The 16,673-nt window shown below is 68.3% G+C and carries 17 protein-coding genes; 8 read left to right on the top strand and 9 right to left on the bottom strand.

Features of this window, described 5'->3' with window-relative positions; all coding sequences use genetic code 11:
• The first annotated feature begins 2 nt into the window (after nt 1-2).
• From ACFZDJ_RS13335 to ACFZDJ_RS13310, 6 genes are all read left to right on the top strand, one after another.
• Nucleotides 3-965 carry a 2Fe-2S iron-sulfur cluster-binding protein gene (locus ACFZDJ_RS13335; RefSeq protein WP_391058559.1) on the top strand — a complete coding sequence of 321 codons (963 nt, stop codon included), beginning with the start codon at nt 3-5 and terminating at the stop codon, nt 963-965.
• The gene (locus tag ACFZDJ_RS13330) at nt 962-1,366 is read left to right on the top strand and encodes a DUF4440 domain-containing protein (RefSeq protein ID WP_391058556.1); all 405 of its coding nucleotides are present in this window, start codon (nt 962-964) and stop codon (nt 1,364-1,366) included. The genes ACFZDJ_RS13335 and ACFZDJ_RS13330 overlap by 4 nt, the downstream gene beginning before the upstream one ends.
• 165 nt (nt 1,367-1,531) lie before the next feature.
• Nucleotides 1,532-3,022, top strand: a complete 1,491-nt coding sequence (locus tag ACFZDJ_RS13325; RefSeq protein ID WP_391058554.1) for an aldehyde dehydrogenase family protein — start codon at nt 1,532-1,534, stop codon at nt 3,020-3,022.
• A 32-nt stretch (nt 3,023-3,054) separates the two neighbouring features.
• The gene (locus tag ACFZDJ_RS13320; protein ID WP_391058551.1) at nt 3,055-3,651 is read left to right on the top strand and encodes a nuclear transport factor 2 family protein; all 597 of its coding nucleotides are present in this window, start codon (nt 3,055-3,057) and stop codon (nt 3,649-3,651) included.
• Entirely contained in the window at nt 3,651-4,706 is a 1,056-nt protein-coding gene (locus ACFZDJ_RS13315; RefSeq protein ID WP_391058548.1) for an iron-containing alcohol dehydrogenase, read from the top strand. Before ACFZDJ_RS13320 ends, ACFZDJ_RS13315 begins: the two co-directional genes overlap by 1 nt.
• 14 nt (nt 4,707-4,720) lie before the next feature.
• Complete coding sequence (locus ACFZDJ_RS13310) at nt 4,721-5,659, top strand: dioxygenase (RefSeq protein ID WP_391058545.1); 939 nt, start codon at nt 4,721-4,723, stop codon at nt 5,657-5,659.
• A 73-nt stretch (nt 5,660-5,732) separates the two neighbouring features.
• On the opposite strand, the gene ACFZDJ_RS13305 is transcribed toward ACFZDJ_RS13310, so the two are convergent.
• Entirely contained in the window at nt 5,733-6,347 is a 615-nt protein-coding gene (locus ACFZDJ_RS13305; protein WP_391058543.1) for a TetR family transcriptional regulator, read from the bottom strand.
• Between the two features lie 372 nt (nt 6,348-6,719).
• Here ACFZDJ_RS13305 and ACFZDJ_RS13300 point away from each other — a divergent pair, with 372 nt between their 5' ends.
• Nucleotides 6,720-7,799, top strand: a complete 1,080-nt coding sequence (locus ACFZDJ_RS13300; protein ID WP_391058540.1) for a lipocalin family protein — start codon at nt 6,720-6,722, stop codon at nt 7,797-7,799.
• Nucleotides 7,800-8,143: 344 nt separating this feature from the next.
• Here ACFZDJ_RS13300 and ACFZDJ_RS13295 read toward each other — a convergent pair whose 3' ends face one another.
• From ACFZDJ_RS13295 to ACFZDJ_RS13270, 6 genes are all read right to left on the bottom strand, one after another.
• A complete protein-coding gene (locus ACFZDJ_RS13295) occupies nt 8,144-8,305 on the bottom strand; it encodes a hypothetical protein (RefSeq protein ID WP_391058538.1) in 162 nt (53 codons plus the stop codon).
• Nucleotides 8,306-8,447: 142 nt separating this feature from the next.
• Nucleotides 8,448-9,266 (bottom strand): SDR family oxidoreductase, encoded by an 819-nt coding sequence (locus tag ACFZDJ_RS13290; RefSeq protein WP_391058535.1) that lies wholly within the window; start codon nt 9,264-9,266, stop codon nt 8,448-8,450.
• 32 nt (nt 9,267-9,298) lie between these two features.
• Nucleotides 9,299-10,996: a thiamine pyrophosphate-binding protein gene (locus ACFZDJ_RS13285; RefSeq protein WP_391058532.1), complete on the bottom strand. Its 1,698-nt coding sequence runs from the start codon at nt 10,994-10,996 to the stop codon at nt 9,299-9,301.
• 323 nt (nt 10,997-11,319) lie between these two features.
• Nucleotides 11,320-11,481, bottom strand: coding sequence for a hypothetical protein (locus ACFZDJ_RS13280; protein WP_391058529.1), 162 nt, complete (start codon nt 11,479-11,481; stop codon nt 11,320-11,322).
• A gap of 34 nt (nt 11,482-11,515) precedes the next feature.
• Complete coding sequence (locus ACFZDJ_RS13275; RefSeq protein WP_391058527.1) at nt 11,516-11,995, bottom strand: MarR family transcriptional regulator; 480 nt, start codon at nt 11,993-11,995, stop codon at nt 11,516-11,518.
• A 53-nt stretch (nt 11,996-12,048) separates the two neighbouring features.
• The gene (locus ACFZDJ_RS13270) at nt 12,049-13,248 is read right to left on the bottom strand and encodes an FAD-dependent monooxygenase (RefSeq protein ID WP_391058524.1); all 1,200 of its coding nucleotides are present in this window, start codon (nt 13,246-13,248) and stop codon (nt 12,049-12,051) included.
• Nucleotides 13,249-13,394: 146 nt separating this feature from the next.
• Here ACFZDJ_RS13270 and ACFZDJ_RS13265 point away from each other — a divergent pair, with 146 nt between their 5' ends.
• On the top strand, nt 13,395-14,174 hold the full coding sequence (locus tag ACFZDJ_RS13265) for an IclR family transcriptional regulator C-terminal domain-containing protein (protein WP_391058521.1): 780 nt from the start codon (nt 13,395-13,397) through the stop codon (nt 14,172-14,174).
• A gap of 174 nt (nt 14,175-14,348) precedes the next feature.
• Here ACFZDJ_RS13265 and ACFZDJ_RS13260 read toward each other — a convergent pair whose 3' ends face one another.
• Nucleotides 14,349-14,618, bottom strand: coding sequence for a hypothetical protein (locus ACFZDJ_RS13260; protein ID WP_391058518.1), 270 nt, complete (start codon nt 14,616-14,618; stop codon nt 14,349-14,351).
• 147 nt (nt 14,619-14,765) lie between these two features.
• Complete coding sequence (locus tag ACFZDJ_RS13255) at nt 14,766-16,475, bottom strand: MFS transporter (RefSeq protein WP_391058516.1); 1,710 nt, start codon at nt 16,473-16,475, stop codon at nt 14,766-14,768.
• Between the last annotated feature and the right edge of the window lie 198 nt (nt 16,476-16,673).

The raw sequence follows: 16,673 nt of genomic DNA, 5'->3' as shown, positions 1-16,673 counted from the left end.
CGATGAGCAATGAGTGGATCGACACCATCGTGGCGGCCCGGCGCGACGCGACTGCCCGGATCGTGGTGCTCGACCTGGTCAGTCCTGACGGCTTCGAGCTCCCGGAGTTCGCTGCCGGCGCCCATGTGGACGTAGTGGTGGACGGTGGCACCGGACTGGTCCGCCAGTACTCCCTGTGCGGGCCGCCGCACGACCTCACCCGATACCGGCTGGCGGTGCTGGCCGAGACGGAGTCGCGCGGCGGCTCGCTGGGGATGCACCGGCTCCGCGAGGGCGACAGGCTGCGGATCTCCCCTCCGCGCAACAGGTTCGGCGTATCGGACGAGGCACGTCGCCATCTGCTGGTGGCCGGCGGGATCGGCGTCACACCCCTGCTGGCCATGGCGCACGCGCTCGAAGCCAAGGGCGCGGACTACGAGATGCACTACTGCACTCGGAGCCGGGCGGATTCCGCGTTCCTCGACGAGCTGGAGCACAACCCCCGTGTTCGGCTCCACTTCGACGACGGCCCGGACGACCAGCGGTTCAGCATCGCCACCGACATCGGCCGGCCGGACCCCGAGACGGCGATCTACGTCTGTGGTCCCGGGGGCTTCATGGACTTCGTGATCTCCTCCGCGCTCGGAGCGGGATGGCCTGCCGAAGCGATCCACAAGGAGCGCTTCGCACCGGTGGCGGACGCCGCCGAGCACACGGCCGGCGGGTCGTTCACCGTGCGGCTCGCGAAGTCCGGCGGCGAGTACGAGGTCAAGGACGGCGAGAGCGTCCTCGACGTCCTGCTCGCGGGCGGCGTCGACGCCCCCTACTCATGCCAGCAGGGGATCTGCGGTGAGTGCATCGTGCGCGTACTCGCCGGAGAACCCGACCACCGCGACGACATCCTGACCGACCGTGAGCGCGCGGACGGCATGTTCACCACGTGCTCATCGCGAGCACACTCACTGATTCTGGAGCTGGACCTATGACATCCGCGTCCACCGCGAACACCGAAGCCGTCGAGGCGATCAAGCAGGCAGAGGCCGCATGGCTCGCCGCTCTCGTCGAGGGCGAGAAAGCGTTGATCCCCCTCATGCTCGAGGACAGCCGCGTCGTCCATGGCCCGGTCGGGATGGTCGACGACCGGGAGACCTGGGCCCACTTCCATAGGACCCGCCGCCGCTCCGTCGCCGCGAAGGCCACGCAACTCGAGATCACGGTGCGAGGCAACACCGCGATCACCACGTGTTTCCACGAGATGTACACCGTCCTCGACGAGAACCTCGCGCCGTTCCCGATGCAGGAGGTGGTGACGAAGGTCTGGCAGGAGACCGCGCAGGGCTGGCTCCTGGCGCACATGGTCATGGGCAGGCGTTTCCCGCCGGTCTGACGTCCCGGAAGGCCGACGGCACAATCCTCCGCCGCTGTTCGATGAATGGACAACCGCGTTCAGGGTCTGCCGCCGGTCATGGAGTGTTCGAGTACATGGTTCCTGCGGCGATCGCCATGCATGGTTCATGCGGCGATCGCCGCTGTCGTAGAAGTGAGGCAACACATGTCAGCCACTCAGACCGAGGCACCCGCATCCGGCGCGGTCCGGACCAGTGACCTCCTCATCGCGGGCGAGCACGTCGCGGCCAGGGACGGCCGCTACTTCGAGACGACCGAGGCCCTGACCGGTGAACCGATCGCACGGGTCGCCGCCGCCTCCGTCGAGGACGTCAACCTCGCGGTGGACGCGGCGGCGGCCGCGCTGCCCGAGTGGTCGAGCCTCCCGCCTGCCGCACGGCGGTCGGTTCTGGAGCGTGCGGCCGTGCTGCTCGGCGAGCGCACCGACGACATAGTCGCCACGATGAGCCGCGAGATGGGCGCGACTCTTCCCTGGTGCGGTTTCAACGTGCACGTCGCGACGGGCATGCTCGTCGAGGCGGCGGCCCAGGCGTACGCGGCCGTCGGCGAGGTCATCCCGTCGGACGTGCCCGGCCTGACCGCCCTCGGCGTACGTCAGCCGGTCGGCGTCGTCGTCGGCATCGCACCCTGGAACGCGCCGCTGATCCTCGGCGTGCGCTCCATTGTGTGGCCGCTGGTGTGGGGCAACACCGTGGTGCTGAAGTCCTCCGAGCAGACGCCGCTCACCCAGGCCGCCATCGTCCAGGTGCTGCACGACGCCGGTGTGCCCGCCGGTGCGGTCAACCTCATCAGCAACGCGCCCGAGGACGGTCCGAGCGTCGTCGAGGCGCTGATCGCCCACCGCGCCGTGACGCGCGTGAACTTCACCGGGTCCAGCAGGGTCGGCCGTATCATCGGCGAACTCGGCGGTCGCCACCTCACCCGTGTCGTGCTCGAACTCGGTGGCAAGGCGCCTTTCCTGGTGCTCCCCGACGCCGATCTGGAGGAGGCCGCCGCGGCGGCCAGCTTCGGTGCCTTCATGAACCAGGGCGAGATCTGTATGTCGACCGAGCGCGTCATCGTCGACAAGACTGTCGCCGACGAGCTCTCCTCCCGGCTGGCCGAGCGTGCCGCCAAGCTCGTCGTCGGGCCCCCGAGCGACCCCGCCTCGCAGATCGGCCCGCTGGTCCACGTCGCCGCCCGGGACCACGTGGTCGCCTTGATCGAGGACGCCCACGCCAAGGGCGCGCAGGTCCTGACGGGTGGCACGCACGACGGCCTGTTCGTGAAGCCCACGGTGCTGCGTGGTGTCACGCCGGACATGCGTATCTACAGCGAGGAGACCTTCGGGCCGGTGGTCTCGATCATCGAGGTCGATTCGACCGACGAGGCCGTCGAGGTCGCCAATGACACCGAGTACGGGCTCTCCGCCGCGGTCTTCGGCAAGGACGCGGCCGCCGCACTCGACGTGGCCCGCCGCATCAGGTCCGGCATCTGCCACATCAACGGCGCCACCGTGCACGACGAACCCCAGATGCCCTTCGGCGGGGTCGGCGCCAGCGGCTGGGGCCGGTTCGGCTCCCGCGCCGCGCTGGAGGAGTTCACCGAGTTGCGCTGGATCACCATCCAGTCCGGATCCCGCCACTACCCCATCTGACCTGCGCAACGAGATCGATCGGAGATCGAACCATGTCGCAGGCCTACAACGACCGCCAGGAGATCCGGCGGCTCATCGAGAACTGGGCGCTGTGGCGCGATGCCGGTGACTGGGACCGCTTCGCCACGGTCTGGCATCCGCGCGACGGCTGGATGAGCGCCACCTGGTTCCAGGGAAGCGCCACCGACTTTATCAAGGCCAGCCGCGAAGGTTTCGAGAACGGCGTCAGCATCCTGCACTTCCTCGGTGGCCACACCGCGGACATCGTCGGCGACCGGGCCATCGCCCAGACGAAGATGACCATCAACCAGCGCGCGAGCATCGACGGCGTCGAGGTCGATGTCGTGTGCACCGGCCGCTTCTACGACTTCCTCTCCCGCCACGAGGGGCGCTGGACCCTCGTGCGCAGGCAGCCGATCTACGAGAAGGACCGGCTCGACGTCGTCGACCCCGCCGCCTCACTGACGTTGGATCCCGAGCTCCTGAACCGGTTCCCGACCGGCTACCGGCACTTGGCATATCTACAGACCAAGGCGGGTTTCACGGTGAAGGACGGGCTTCCCGGTCTCACCGGCACAGCCGTCGAGCAGCTCTACGGCGAAGGCAAGCAATGGCTGGCGGAGGCCTGATGAAGTTCACCCACCAAACCCTTCCTCAGCGCGTGGTGTTCGCGGCCGGGGACTCGCCCGTCGCCGTGGCGGCGGAGGTCGAGGCACTCGGCGGTTCCAAGGTCATGCTGATCGCGTCGGACCGCGAGAAGGAGCTGGCCGACCCGATCGCCAAGGAGATCCCGGTCGTACTGCGTCACGAGGAGGTCGTGATGCACGTACCGGTCGAGGTCGCGGCGCGCGCCCTCCGGGTGGCGGCAGACGCGGGAGCGGACGTCCTGGTCAGCGTCGGGGGCGGCTCGACCACGGGTCTGGCCAAGGCGGTGGCGTTGACCACCGGGCTGCCGATCGTCGCGGTACCCACCACCTACGCCGGCTCCGAGGCGACCAATGTGTGGGGTCTGACCGAGGGGGAGACCAAGACCACCGGCGTGGACGACAAGGTGCTGCCCGCGTCGGTCGTCTACGACGCCGCTCTGCTGACCACGCTGCCCGGCGAGATGACGGTGGCCAGCGGCCTGAACGCGATGGCGCACTGCGTGGACTCGATGTGGGGCCCGCGTGCCGACCCGATCGACCGGGCGCTGGCACAGGAGGGCATCCGCGCGCTGGCGACCGGCCTGCCCGCGGTGGCCGACGACTCGACCAGCGTCGAGGGCATCGAGCAGACGCTCTACGGCGCCTACCTCGCCGCTGTCGCGTTCGCCTCGGCCGGCTCCGGGATGCATCACAAGATCTGCCACGTCCTCGGCGGCATGTTCAACCTCCCCCATGCCCAGACCCACGCGGTCGTGCTGCCCTACGTGCTGGCCTTCAACGCCCCGCACGCCCCCGAGGCGGAGACCCGCATCGCCCAGGCCTTCGGCTCACGGAAGGCGAGCGCCGGCCTCGCCGCCCTGCGCGAGGTGCTGGACGCGCCGAGGGCGTTGCGCGACTACGGCATGCCGCAGGAGGGCATCGCCAAGGCGCTGGGGCCGGTCATGAAGGCGATCCCGGCCAACAATCCCACCCCCGTCACCTACGCGAACCTGACCCTGCTGCTGGAGGCGGCGTGGGCCGGCGACCCGATCAACTGAAGGAAGAGGCCGTCATGCCTACCTACGTCAACCCCGGTTCGGCCCAGCCCGGTACCCACGGCGCGATCTACCGCGAGGTGTCGCCGGAGCAGCAGGCGGTCGAGGAGCGGCTCGTCGACAACGTCGTTGCTTCCTTCGACCTCTGCGAGGACCCGCGGCTGCAGGAACTCATGACCTCCCTGGTCAAGCATGTGCACTCCTTCATCCGCGAAGTCCGGCTGACCGAGGAGGAGTGGGGGACGGCGATCGACTTCCTCACCAAGGCCGGGCACATCACCGACGAGGTCCGCCAGGAGTTCATCCTGCTTTCCGACACCCTCGGCGCGAGCATGCAGACCATCAACGTCAACAACCAGGCCTACAAGGGCGCCACCGAGGCGACCGTCTTCGGGCCGTTCTTCGTCGAGGACTCCCCCGCGATCGAACTGGGCGAGGACCTGGCCTTCGGCGCCCCCGGCGAGCCCTGCTGGGTCGAGGGCACCGTCACCGACACCGACGGCACCCCGCTCGCCGGCGCGCGGATCGAGGTCTGGGAGGCCGACGAGGACGGGCTCTACGACGTGCAGTACGAGGCCGGCAAGCGCGCAGGCCGGGCACACCTGTTCTCCGCGGCCGACGGGGGTTACCGCTTCTGGGGCCTCACTCCGACGCCGTACCCCATCCCGAACGACGGACCCGTCGGCAAGATGCTCGACGCGGTCGGCCGATCACCGCTGCGCGCCGCCCACCTGCACTTCATGGTGTCCCACGCGGGGGCACGCACGCTGGTGACGCACATCTTCCCCGAGGGCGACCCGATCGGCCGCAAGGACACCGTCTTCGGCGTGAAGGACTCACTGATCAAGCGGTTCGAGCGGCAGCCCGCCGGTACGCCGACGCCCGACGGCCGCGTCATCGACGGCACGTGGAGTCGGGTGCGCTTCGACATCGTCCTCGCCCCTACGGGCGTATGACACATCGTCCTCGCCCCTACGGGCGTATGTCAGGCCCTGCCTCCCCGGTCGGGGAGACAGGGCCTGCCGTCTTTCACACTGACGACCGGCACTTCGCGTCGCCCGGGGCCAGCAGGCCGTCCACCACCAGTCCGGCCAGGGCATCCGCCCTGGCGAGACGTTCCGCCTGCGACAGGTGCTCGGGACGGCCCAGGCGCCGGGCGAAAGGCTCCTGCACCAGTCCGGCCACGGGAGCGATGATGGCGAAGAACAGGACGTCCATCGGGACCCGTGTCATGCGCCCGGACGCCATCAGCCTCTCGATACTGGGCACGACGAAGGCCAGCGTCGGCTCGATGTAACGCAGGTAGAGGTAGTCCAGCCGCTCGGTGTCCCGTCCGGATTCGTCCGCCATCAGCAAGGCCAGGTGCGGTTCGCCGATGTTGACGCGGTAGAACTCCCTGACGAACTGCCGCATCACGTCCTCGTCGCCGCTCCCGGGAGCGGCGGGTGCCATGCGCGTGAGCTGAGCCCCGAGCGCGGCGTCCACCACGGCACGCCAGAAGGCGGCCTTGGACCCGTAGCGGTCGTTGATGAAGGTATGGCTGACCCCGAGACGGCGCGCGAGTTCCCGCGCCGAGGCACGGTCGTAGCCCAGCTCCGAGAACGCCTCCAGGCCCCGCAGCAGGACGTCCCGATCTGCGGGCACCGCTACGGAATCCGCGCCGGGGCGCCCCGCGCGGCGAGTGGTACTCGACCTGCCTCCCACGCGTCCTCCTCAGTCGGCCGTAGGGCGTGCTCGCCTGTCTGACCAGCGTAGCTGCCCACATCGACGCATCTGAGCACGGGTTGACACCTGCCCGGCAGCAGATAAACTGACAGCTGTCGGATATTGCAGGGGGTCGTTCATACGGCACACCCCTGGACATGACCCACACCATCGGGCAGCCATCTACCGACCACCCCACCTCCCCGCACAACAGGTTCCCAAACACCTGATCGCATCCATCGAGAGTACGAAACCGTTTCGTTCACAAAAGGGTTCTGTGCACCGTGCGGAACCTCCGCGCAAGGAGCCACCATGCGTAAGACCACCATCGGCGCGGCGGCCATCGCCTCCGCGCTGATTGCCTCACTCACCCTCGCCTCAGGAGGACCGGCCACTGCGACGACCGCGGCCGGCTCGACCGCAGCACACCGCACCGCCTTCACGAAGGGGCTGACTCAGACAGACCTCCCAGTCCTCATCGACCCCGCTGCAGACCTCAGCTACCACCCCGGCCAGTCCAACGAGTCCTGGTACGTGACAGCGCACGTGACCGCCGGAGGCCACCGGTACGGGTTCCTGGCCCACTACCTGAACTCCAATTTCGGCGAGCAGGGAGGCGCCATCTCCAGGGTGTCGATCGTCAACGAGGACACCGGCTGGTACACGAAGTCGGAGATCCCCCTCCCCGCCGGGACAGGCCTTTCCGACAAGCAGGGCGTGGACATCCACACCGACAACATCACCTGGACCGGCGACGCCAAGGAGCAGAAGCTGCGCGCCAAGGTCCCCGAGGGGATCATCGACGTCACGCTGCGCCCCCGCGGAAGCACCCTCTACAACATGGGAACGGGATACTTCCCCATGTTCGGCGACGCGAAGTACGGGAACTACGAGTACGCCCTGCCCACCGTGGACACCTCCGGGACCCTGACCCTGGGCGGCCACACCGAGAAGGTCCGCGGGCAATCCTGGGTGGACCGCCAATGGGGACCCCTCCCCAACCTCACCGCAGGCGAGGGCTCCTGGTCCTGGATGAACCTCAACCTGTCCAACGGCGACAAGATCAGCGTCTGGAACCAGAAGCGCGGCGACAAGAAGAACAACTTCGCGACCATCCTGAAGCCCGACGGCACCCAGACCATTGCCGAGGCGACCCTCACACCCGACGAGTCCACCCTCTGGACCAGCCCGACCACCGGCAAGAAGTACCCCACCCGCTGGAAGGTCACCATCCCCGGCGAGGACGCCAAGCTGAACGTCACCGTCTACGCCGAGAACCAGGAACTGACGGTCCCCGCACCCGGCTACGAAGGCAGCGCCGCCGTCACCGGCACCTACGACCACCGCCCGGTCACCGGCAACACCTACATCGAACTCACCAACGGACAGTAGCCCGCCAGGGCCTCTCAACATCGGCGAACGCTGTGGACGACCCCGGTCGTCCACAGCGTTCGCCTGTGCTTCGCGGGAAGGCGCATCGCGTCGCGACCACGAGGCCGGTGGCGGCACCGGCCCCGCGGTCAGGTCGGCAGCAACCCCGTCGCGCAGAGGCCCGCGCTCCGTCCCAGTCGACTGACCGCCAAAGGAAATCAAGATCTCACGTGATCCCGCTGTCCTGGACGAGTTCGACCATCCCCGGGGCGTCTTCACCGGTGCCCAGGAAGAAGACCCCACCCCCTGAGGCACGGTCGTGAAAAGGCACCGGCACTCCGCTCGCCTCGCGACGTTCGACCTCTTCAGATCGATAGCTCGTCGTCGAGAATCTGGACGAGCTGGACCATCATGTTGCCCCGAGAAGGCGAGGCCGATGGTGAACTCAGCCCTCCCCGGTAGGTCGAGTCCTCGCCGCCTATCCTCCCGTTCACGAACCGGGGCCCAACGCCGAGTTCGTCAGTCACCAACGCATCCCGGCAGCGAGGTCCGGGACCGCGTACGCGACCTGGATGACGGCGCCGGTCGGCGGGCCGAACAGACACTCCGTGCGGGTTGTCCCCGCTCGGCTCCGGTGGTGCGGGTGGTGATCGACGGCGGCCGTCTCCGCTATGTCGGCGGGCGGGTGAAGCCGGTGGCGCCACCGTCCACCGGGAGCGCCGCGCCGGTGATGTAACCGGCTTCGGACGAGGCCAGGAAGAGCACGGCGTCGGCAAGCTCGTCCGGTTCGCCTTGTCGGAGCATGGGGGTGCTGGCCCTGACCCGCTCCCGGAAGGCCTCGGCTCCGCTGGACGGAAAGCCCGTCGTGCGGGCGGCGATGTCGGTGTTCATGCCGCCCGGAATGAGGATGTTGACCCGGATTCCCTCGCCGCTGACTTCGGCGGCGAGGATGCGTGTCAGGTGCTCCAGCGCGGCCTTGCTTGCTCCGTAGGCGGCGATTCCCGCGCTGGCCCTTCGGCCGGCTGCCGAGCCGCAGAAGACGACGGCCCCGCCTGGTGCGAGCAAGGGCCTCAGACCCTGCACGAGGAAGAACGAGCCCTTGACGTTGGTGTCGAACACCGTGTCCCAGGTCGCTTCGTCCATGTCGTCGAGGGGCTTGACGCCCCCCTGCCCGGCGTTGAGGAAGGCGGCATCGACGTGATCGACCCGCGCGGCGACCTCCGTGACCGCGGCTTTGATGCCGGCCGACGATGAAAGATCGGCTGCCACGGCGATCGTGCCGTCGCCGATCAGATCGCTCGCGGTCTTCAGCTGGTCCGGGTCCAGCGCGATGATGATCACGCGCGCGCCCTCGCGTGCGAACGCCCGTGCGACTGCCAGGCCCAGCCCCCTGCTGCCGCCGGTGACGAGGCAGGTCTTCCCGAGGAAACGCTGACGCCGGTCCTCGACGGCCAGGTCGTGGGTTCCGGCGTCAGTCGTGTCCTTCATGGCCTTCCTTCGTGGGGGTCAGGAGTGGCGGCTCAGGCGTCGATCTCGATGCCGCCGAACGGAGCTCCGCCGTTCAGGACACGCTCCTCCGGCGGAATGGGCGCGAGGCTCACGCGTACGTCGATGCAGGTCGGTCGGCGTGCCGCGAGGGCGGCCTCGATCGCCGGGCGGAGCTGGTCGAGTTGTGTGACGTCGACTCCGTCCGCACCGAGAGCTCGTGCCACCCCGCTGTAGGAGCCGTTCTCCAGGCGGTTGTTGGTGACACGGTCCTGTCCGTAGAAGAACTGCTGCGTGTGCAGTGTGGCGCCCCAGGCCTGGTTGTTGAGGACGATCACGACGACCGGGAGTCCCGCCCGGACGAGGGAGTCGAATTCGGCCAGGCTGTAGCCGACAGCACCGTCACCGGTGACCAGGATCGTCGCCTTGTCCTGGGCGGCGTACTGCGCTCCCAGGGCCACACCGAGGTTGCTCCCCATCGCGCTGAGGTAGCCGTGCCCGAGGTAGTGGGCCAGCGGGGCGAGGGCGATCGTCTCGGAAAGCCACAGCTCGGTCAGGGCGCCGTCGACGAGCACGGTGGCCTGGTCGGGGACACTCTCGGCGATCGTGCGGACCGCGAGGTACGGGTGGATCGCGTCGTCCTCGTGCTCCTCGGTCTCGGCGGCGAGTGCCGAGCGCCGGGTGGCCGAGACGTCCCGCAGGGTCGCCAGCCAGTCACCGCGCCCAGAGGGCACGGGGCTGTCGCCCAGGCGCTCGTTCAGCAGACCGACCGTGCCGATCGGATCGGCCTGAATACCGAGTTCCACATCCTGCAGACGGCCCAGTTCACGACCGTCGGGGTCGATCTGGAAGATCCGCGCGCTCTTCGGGAGCAGTCGGCCGGTGCCGAACTGTGTCGTCATCCCGAAGCGCAGCCCGAGCAGAAGGACCAGGTCGGGCCGCTCGTCCTCGGGGACGGTGGCCAGGGTCTGGACGAGACCGACGTGCTGCTCGGAGCCAACGATCGCGCCGAGCCCCTCCCAGTCGGCGAAGAGGGGCACTCCGGTACGGGCGGCGAACTCGTGCAGCTGCGCCCGTGCCTCGGCAGTGACGAAGGACTTGCCGACCAGCGCGATCGGCCGCTGGGCGGTGCCGATCGCCTCGATGATCCGGTCGACACCGCCGGCGGGGGCGATGCCAGTGCCGTCGATCTCGACGCGGTAGTCCTCGAACTCGTCGATGTCGACCGTCTGGCGCAGGACGTCCCAGGGGATGTCGAGGAGCACCGGTCCCTTGGGCTCCGACTGCGCGGTGCGGATCGCCTGGGCGACCAGGCGAGGGATCAGCTCGGTACGGGTGACGCGGTGAGCGAACTTGGTCACCGGGGCAGCCATGGCGACCTGGTTGAATCCGGCCTGCTGGTCGTTGACCTCGTCCGTCTCGAGAGGACCGGAGCCTGCGATGTAGAGCACGGGGGTGCGGTCCAGATAGGCGTTGGCGATCGAGGTCAGCACGTTGGTGAAACCGCCACCGGCCGTGACGACGGCGACCCCCAGGTCCCCGGTGACCCGTGCATAGCCCTCGGCCGCGTGACCGGCGTTCATCTCGTGGCGCACGTCGACGACCCGGAGCTTGGCGTCCTTGGCCTCCTGAAGAACGGGGTCGATGTGTGCTCCGGGCAGGCCGAAGGCGACGTTGACTCCGGCTCGCTGCAAAGTTCGCACGACGAGCCCACTACCGGTTGCGGGTGCCATTCGATGATCCGCCCTTCGGACGTACTCAGGTTTCGACAAAATCGCTGAGGACACGCCCGCATCTCGGGCCGTCCGCGCCGAATTCTCGGATGTGGCCAGGGTGACGACAACGGCTGTGTTCATTGGATGGCCAATGCCTTGTTCGGTATCGAAGATCAAGACATTGCCAAACGGGCTGTTCACAGAAGCGATGTCAGGTTTCCGGCTTCCCGAGCACGGCCGACTGAAGCCGGACGCCTCAGCCGAACGTCGTGTACTGCTCGTCGACATGTCGTTCCAGGCATTGGCAGCTCAGCCGGTCGCACATCCGCTTGGACGACCGGTCAGTACTGGGACACTGCCGCGAGGACGGTGTGATGCGGCGGCTTCAGCCCTTCCGCGGCGATCGCCTCGTTTCGACCAGACTCCGGCCATGCGTCGCTACCCGTCCAGCCGGCCAGCACGGCCGCCAGGCCGAAATCGAGACCGCGGCGGTCCGCAGCCATGGCAGGGGCACCCGGTCATCAACCGGTCCGCGGGCTACGTCTCGCGCTCGACGATCCGGCGTTGAACCTCGGCGAAGCCTTCGCCCAAGGCCTCCAGTTGCTGTGGGGTGAGGGCATCGATCACCAGTTCGCGGACCAGGCGGGCGTGACCGGATGCCGCGCGGCCCATGACCTCCATGCCGAGCGGAGTGATGGTGGCGATCACTCCGCGGTCGTCAGTGGAGCTGGCTCTGCGACTGACCAGGCCCTCTCTCTCCAGCTGCACGATCTGGTAGGTCAGGCCGCTCTTGGTGAGCCCCAACGCTTCGGCAAGCGCCAGCATCCGCATCGACAGGTCGGGGATGTCGGCGAGGCGGGTCAAGATGCCGTACTGCACGTGGGAGAGCCCGGCATCGGTGCGCAACTGCTGGTCGAGCACACGGCTGAGCAGGGTGCTGGCGGTGATGAACGTGCGCCACGCCTGATGCTCGCGCTGGTTCAGCCACTTGGAGCCACCATCGCCTCCGATGCCCAATACCGCGATCGGCTGTCCGGCCCCAGGAGGCGCATGTGCCTCCCGGGGCTGGTTCACACCGAGGCCGAGACGGCGACCTCGGGGTCGTACTCGTAGATCCAGCCGTTCGCCCTGAGCGGGTCGGCCTGCGAGTACGCCAGGTCGCGGGCCTCCTGCTCAGGGCCGTCCGGAAGGTGGTTGATGTGGGACCTTCCGTGCGACACCTCCTGCAGGCGTGCCGTGCGGCGTCGACGGAGTTCTTCGTAGCGCCCCAGCGCCGCGAACGGGTTGTCCGGGGCCTCCGCGAGACATAGGGCCAGGACGGCGCCGTCCTCGATCGCCTGGGCAGCACCCTGGGCGAAGAACGGGAACATCGGGTGGGCCGCGTCGCCCAACAAAGTCGCGTTGCCGCAGTTCCAGTGGTCGAGAGGCTCGCGGTCGAGCAACGCCCAGCGCCCTGGCGTGTCGGCCGACCTGATCAACTCCACCAGACGCGGATCCCAGCCGTCGAACTCATCGAGCAGTTCCTCGAGCGTCGCGGTGGCCGTCCACGACTCGACACTGCTCGCCCCGGCCGGTGCGAAGGCGACGAGGTTGACGTACTCCTCGCCGGAGACCGGGTAGTGCACGAGGTGGTGGTCAGGGCCGATCCAGAGGGTCTGGGCGGGCCGTCTGGCGAACTCGGGTGCCTTCTCCGCCGGCACAAGGGCCCGGAAGGCGCAGATGCCCGACTCCCTGGCCTGAGTCGGGCCGACGATGGCGCCACGCACGCGTGAGTGGACTCCGTCGGCTCCGATGAGGATGTCCGGGCGCACGGTTTCGCCGTCCTCGAACCGCAGAACCGCTTGGTCGCCTTCGAACTCGACCGAGACGCAGCGCCTGCCAAGATGAAGCGAGTGCTCGGGGACAGCCGACCTCAGGGCGGCCAGCAGGTCGGCGCGGTGGGCGGTATAGGTGTGCTCGCCGTACAGGCGTTTGCACCCGTCCCGAAGATTCTCCGCGGAGAGGACGGCACCGTTCTCCCAGCGCCGGAACTCCCAGCCGATCTCCATCTGCACCGCCCGCTCGACGAACCGGTCCAGCACGCCGAGACGCCGGAGCAGGCGGGCGGCGTTGGGTGCGATCACCAGGCCGGCGCCGACCTCGGTCAGAGCGGCGGCCTGCTCGTAGACGTCACTGTGGAAGCCCTTGTCGCGGAGGAAGGCCGCGGCAGCGAGGCCTCCGATGCCGCCACCGAGGATCGCGATCCTGGGGCCTGCTTCCGTACTCATCATGCTCTTTCACTCCCGTGGGCCTCTGGCGAGGGGTAACTGACTGCCTGCAAGAGTTCGGCAAAGTACGCACTGAAAGAACTGGTTCATCCATCCAACGAACATAGAAGGTAGAGTGGCCGGGGCCGTACATGATGAAGGAGAGGCTCATGCCTCGCGCGAACGAGCCAGGACGCACCGTCAGCTCCCGACTCTGGGATCTGCTGTTCGCCTTTGACCCCGACAACACCGAGCTGACCCTCGCCGACCTGGTCAGGCGCACCGGCATGCCGCACGCCACCGCCAGGCGCCTCGCCCTCGAACTCGTGGAGGCAGGCGCTCTGGAGCGCACCAGCGACAATCGCTTCGCGATCGGTCTTGCACTGTGGCGCCTCGGGACCCTCGCCCCACGCACCGAGACGCTGCGCAGCGCCGCCCAGCCGTTCGTGGAGGACCTGTACACGGCACTTCGCCAGCATGTGCAGTTGGCTGTTCTCCAAGGCGACCAGGCCGTGATCATCGAGCGGCTCTCGGCGGTCAACGCAGTCGGTCTGACCTCGCAGGTCGGCGGCCTTCTGCCCTTGCACTGCTCAGGCGTCGGCAAGGTGCTTCTGAGCCACAGCAGTCCGGCCTTCATCGATGAGGTGCTGGCGGGCAGGCTGCGGCGCTTCACTCCAAAGACGATCGTGGACCCGACCGAACTCCGTGACGAACTGGCGTCCTGTCGCTCGACCGGAACGGTGGTCGTCAAGGAAGAGCTGAGCGAAGGGGCCGAGTCGGTCGCGACGCGCATCGTCGACGGCCGTGGCAAGGTCGTCGCGGCTCTCTCCGTCGTGGTGGCCGCGGGCTCGATCAAGCTGCAAGCGGCCGTTCCGTCGCTGGTCGCGAGCGGACTGGGATTGTCAAGGAGTCTTGGCTGGCGGCCGGGCATCCCTATTCGCACCTCGTGACTTCTCGCACGGCGAGGAAAGCGGCACGTCATGCCGACGTCTGCCGCCTGGAGACCTGCATGTGGCCGAGTCGCCAGCCTTCGTCGGTCGAGAATCACACCCTGATGGCCGCAGCCTTCACCGGGAACGGCGGCAGTTCGGGCAGGCGCCGGATGTGCATCTTCTGGAATCACGTCATGATGCCCGTCCGCCTCGCTCCGGACAGGTCACCTCGCTGGTCTGCGCCTGGACCATGGCTTCCATGGACACCTTGTAGCCAAGGAAACGCTCCCGTTCATGGACATTCCCGACCGGGCCGCGAACGATCACGCAGTCGGGGAGCATGAGTTCACGCCTTTCCTCGTCGCCGTTCGTGATCGCGACGAGCCACGCGGTCTCCGCCTCGGCGACCGTGGCCGGTATGTGAATGTCGTTCCCGCTCGTCTCCGGGCGTGTCGCGGTCACTGTTCGACTCCTGTCCGAGCGTGTGTGTTGATCCTTGTCTCCTGTACGCCGTGGCCCGCCGCAACAGCTCGTTGTGAGGTGTCGCAGCGGGCGCTCCAGCTGTCTTGACCGGCCCGTCGGTTCCCGCGCCGACGCGTTCGTCAGTGGTCAGCCGTCGAGGGTGTGTGGGTCGTCGTCGAGATGGGCCTGGTCCACGCCGCCGGGCCCGCCCACGAGGGTGAGTGCGGCCGCCACCAGAGCGGCCACGCCACCGAGGACGAACGCCAGGGAGTAGCTGCTGCTGAGGGCGTGGAAAGCGACGTCCTTGAGCGGGTTGAAGGGGATGACGTGACCGTCCGGCGAAGTGATGCTGCCCGGCACCGAGTTGGCGCCGAGCGGGCCCGAGCCCACGGCGTGCACCGCCGCCTCCAGCTGCGGCTTCTGATCCGCGGGAGCATGGGCCGGAGCGGCCTGGAAAGCCGCGTAGGCCTTGCTCAGGGTCGGATTGTCCGCCAGGTTGCGGGAGATCTCCTTGGCGGCCTGGCTCAGTGCGACAGCGCCCATGATCGCGGGGCCGAGCGCGAACCCGAGGTCCCGGAACGTGCTCGTGGCACCGCTTGCCATGCCGGCGAGGTGGTTGGGCAACGTGTTGACCGCGACCGCGCTGATGGCGGCGAAGGCCAGTGCCGAGCCGACGCCGGCGAGGATCAGCGGCCCGAAGATGGAGGACAGTGCCCGGTTGCTGGTCGGAATGGCGGCGAACCACAGCCCACTGGCGCCGATGAGGGTCAGGCCAGTGAAGAGCACCCACCGGGGGTTGTACCGCTCGAGCAGCTTGGAGGTGAGGGGCAGCTGCACGAGGCCGATGCCTCCGAAGAAGAGGTAGGCGACGGAGGCCTTCAGCGGGCTGATTCCCTGGATGATGGTGAGGCGGATACTGGTCGAGTACATGATCGCGAGGAAGCCGAACATCCCGATCACGGTGACCACCGAGTTCACGGCGAACGCCCGGTTCTTGAACACGCTCAGGAGAAGGAGCGGAGCGTCCGCGCGGTTCTCCACGAAGACGAACAGCCCGAGGAGCACGGCCGCGGCGAGGAAAGCGATGATGATCTGCGGGCTCGCCCAGCCGCTCTCGGAGCCCTGGATCACGGCGTACAGCAGAGCGAACAGACCGAGTGCGGAAGTGATCTGCCCCGGCCAGTCGAGGGATCGGCCCTCGGGCGAGGAGGAGTTGCGGGCGATGGCCAGCGACAGGATCGCGCTCACCGCGGCGATGACGAGGACACCGACGTAGGCCCAGCGCCAGTTCGCGTTCCCGGCCCAGCCGCTGTGGATCTTGGTGGAGAGGCCTGCCAGCAGCGGACCGAGGAAGCCGCCGATCGACAGCGCGGCAGCCCAGATCGCCACGCCACGTGCGCGGGTGGCGGTGGTGTGCGTGCCGGCCGCCACCATGGCGAGGCTCGTCGGGAAGATGGCCGCGGCCCCGATGCCACTGAGGAGTTGGGCAACAATCAGCAACGTCACCCGGGTGTCACTCGTGTATCCCGAACCCGGCACCAGGACCGCGAGGGTCGAGCCGAGCGCGATGAACGCGGCGCCCCCGACGAGCAGACGCTTACGGCCGAACAGGTCACCGAACACGCCGAAGCCCAGCTCCAGCGCCGCCACGGGAAGCATGAAGGCGTCGGTGATCCACGTCAGTTGGGCCGAGGAGGGCGCGAGATCCTGCTGGATCAGCCCGTTGATGAGTGATGGGACGGCGAGGGCCATCTGTGCGAGGCAGACGGCGAGAACCACCGCGACCAGGGTGCCCGAGGTCAGGGTGTATCTGCCGCCCTCTCCCTCTGCCGCCTTGGGCGACTCGATCTGAACCATGGACGACTCCTTGGCGCAAAGCGCTGCTGTCGGAACCGGCGTCCGCTGCCGGAACCTTTGTGGGTGCTTTTGTCGCGGTCATCCCGGCAACACCGCTGCCGTGCCGCCCCTGAGCCTTGCGGAGTACCTCCGCGCCGCCCTTCCACCTGACCCGATTCAGGACGCTCGGCGCGGTGGCCGACCGTCGAGCAGCGTCAA

It is taken from the genome of Streptomyces sp. NPDC007896, from assembly GCF_042959425.1.
Lineage (GTDB): Bacteria > Actinomycetota > Actinomycetes > Streptomycetales > Streptomycetaceae > Streptomyces.
The sequence above is the reverse complement of the archived record's forward strand: the minus strand, read 5'-3'. Positions and strand labels throughout refer to the sequence as shown.

Bases quoted from the DNA above. Each gene is read 5' to 3' on its own strand.
- ACFZDJ_RS13285 (WP_391058532.1), bottom strand. From the start codon at position 10,996: ATGGCACCCGCAACCGGTAGTGGGCTCGTCGTGCGAACTTTGCAGCGA.
- ACFZDJ_RS13320 (WP_391058551.1), top strand. From the start codon at position 3,055: ATGTCGCAGGCCTACAACGACCGCCAGGAGATCCGGCGGCTCATCGAG.
- ACFZDJ_RS13335 (WP_391058559.1), top strand. From the start codon at position 3: ATGAGCAATGAGTGGATCGACACCATCGTGGCGGCCCGGCGCGACGCG.
- ACFZDJ_RS13325 (WP_391058554.1), top strand. From the start codon at position 1,532: ATGTCAGCCACTCAGACCGAGGCACCCGCATCCGGCGCGGTCCGGACC.
- ACFZDJ_RS13290 (WP_391058535.1), bottom strand. From the start codon at position 9,266: ATGAAGGACACGACTGACGCCGGAACCCACGACCTGGCCGTCGAGGAC.
- ACFZDJ_RS13270 (WP_391058524.1), bottom strand. From the start codon at position 13,248: ATGATGAGTACGGAAGCAGGCCCCAGGATCGCGATCCTCGGTGGCGGC.
- ACFZDJ_RS13300 (WP_391058540.1), top strand. From the start codon at position 6,720: ATGCGTAAGACCACCATCGGCGCGGCGGCCATCGCCTCCGCGCTGATT.
- ACFZDJ_RS13255 (WP_391058516.1), bottom strand. From the start codon at position 16,475: ATGGTTCAGATCGAGTCGCCCAAGGCGGCAGAGGGAGAGGGCGGCAGA.
- ACFZDJ_RS13280 (WP_391058529.1), bottom strand. From the start codon at position 11,481: ATGGCTGCGGACCGCCGCGGTCTCGATTTCGGCCTGGCGGCCGTGCTG.
- ACFZDJ_RS13310 (WP_391058545.1), top strand. From the start codon at position 4,721: ATGCCTACCTACGTCAACCCCGGTTCGGCCCAGCCCGGTACCCACGGC.
- ACFZDJ_RS13330 (WP_391058556.1), top strand. From the start codon at position 962: ATGACATCCGCGTCCACCGCGAACACCGAAGCCGTCGAGGCGATCAAG.
- ACFZDJ_RS13315 (WP_391058548.1), top strand. From the start codon at position 3,651: ATGAAGTTCACCCACCAAACCCTTCCTCAGCGCGTGGTGTTCGCGGCC.
- ACFZDJ_RS13265 (WP_391058521.1), top strand. From the start codon at position 13,395: ATGCCTCGCGCGAACGAGCCAGGACGCACCGTCAGCTCCCGACTCTGG.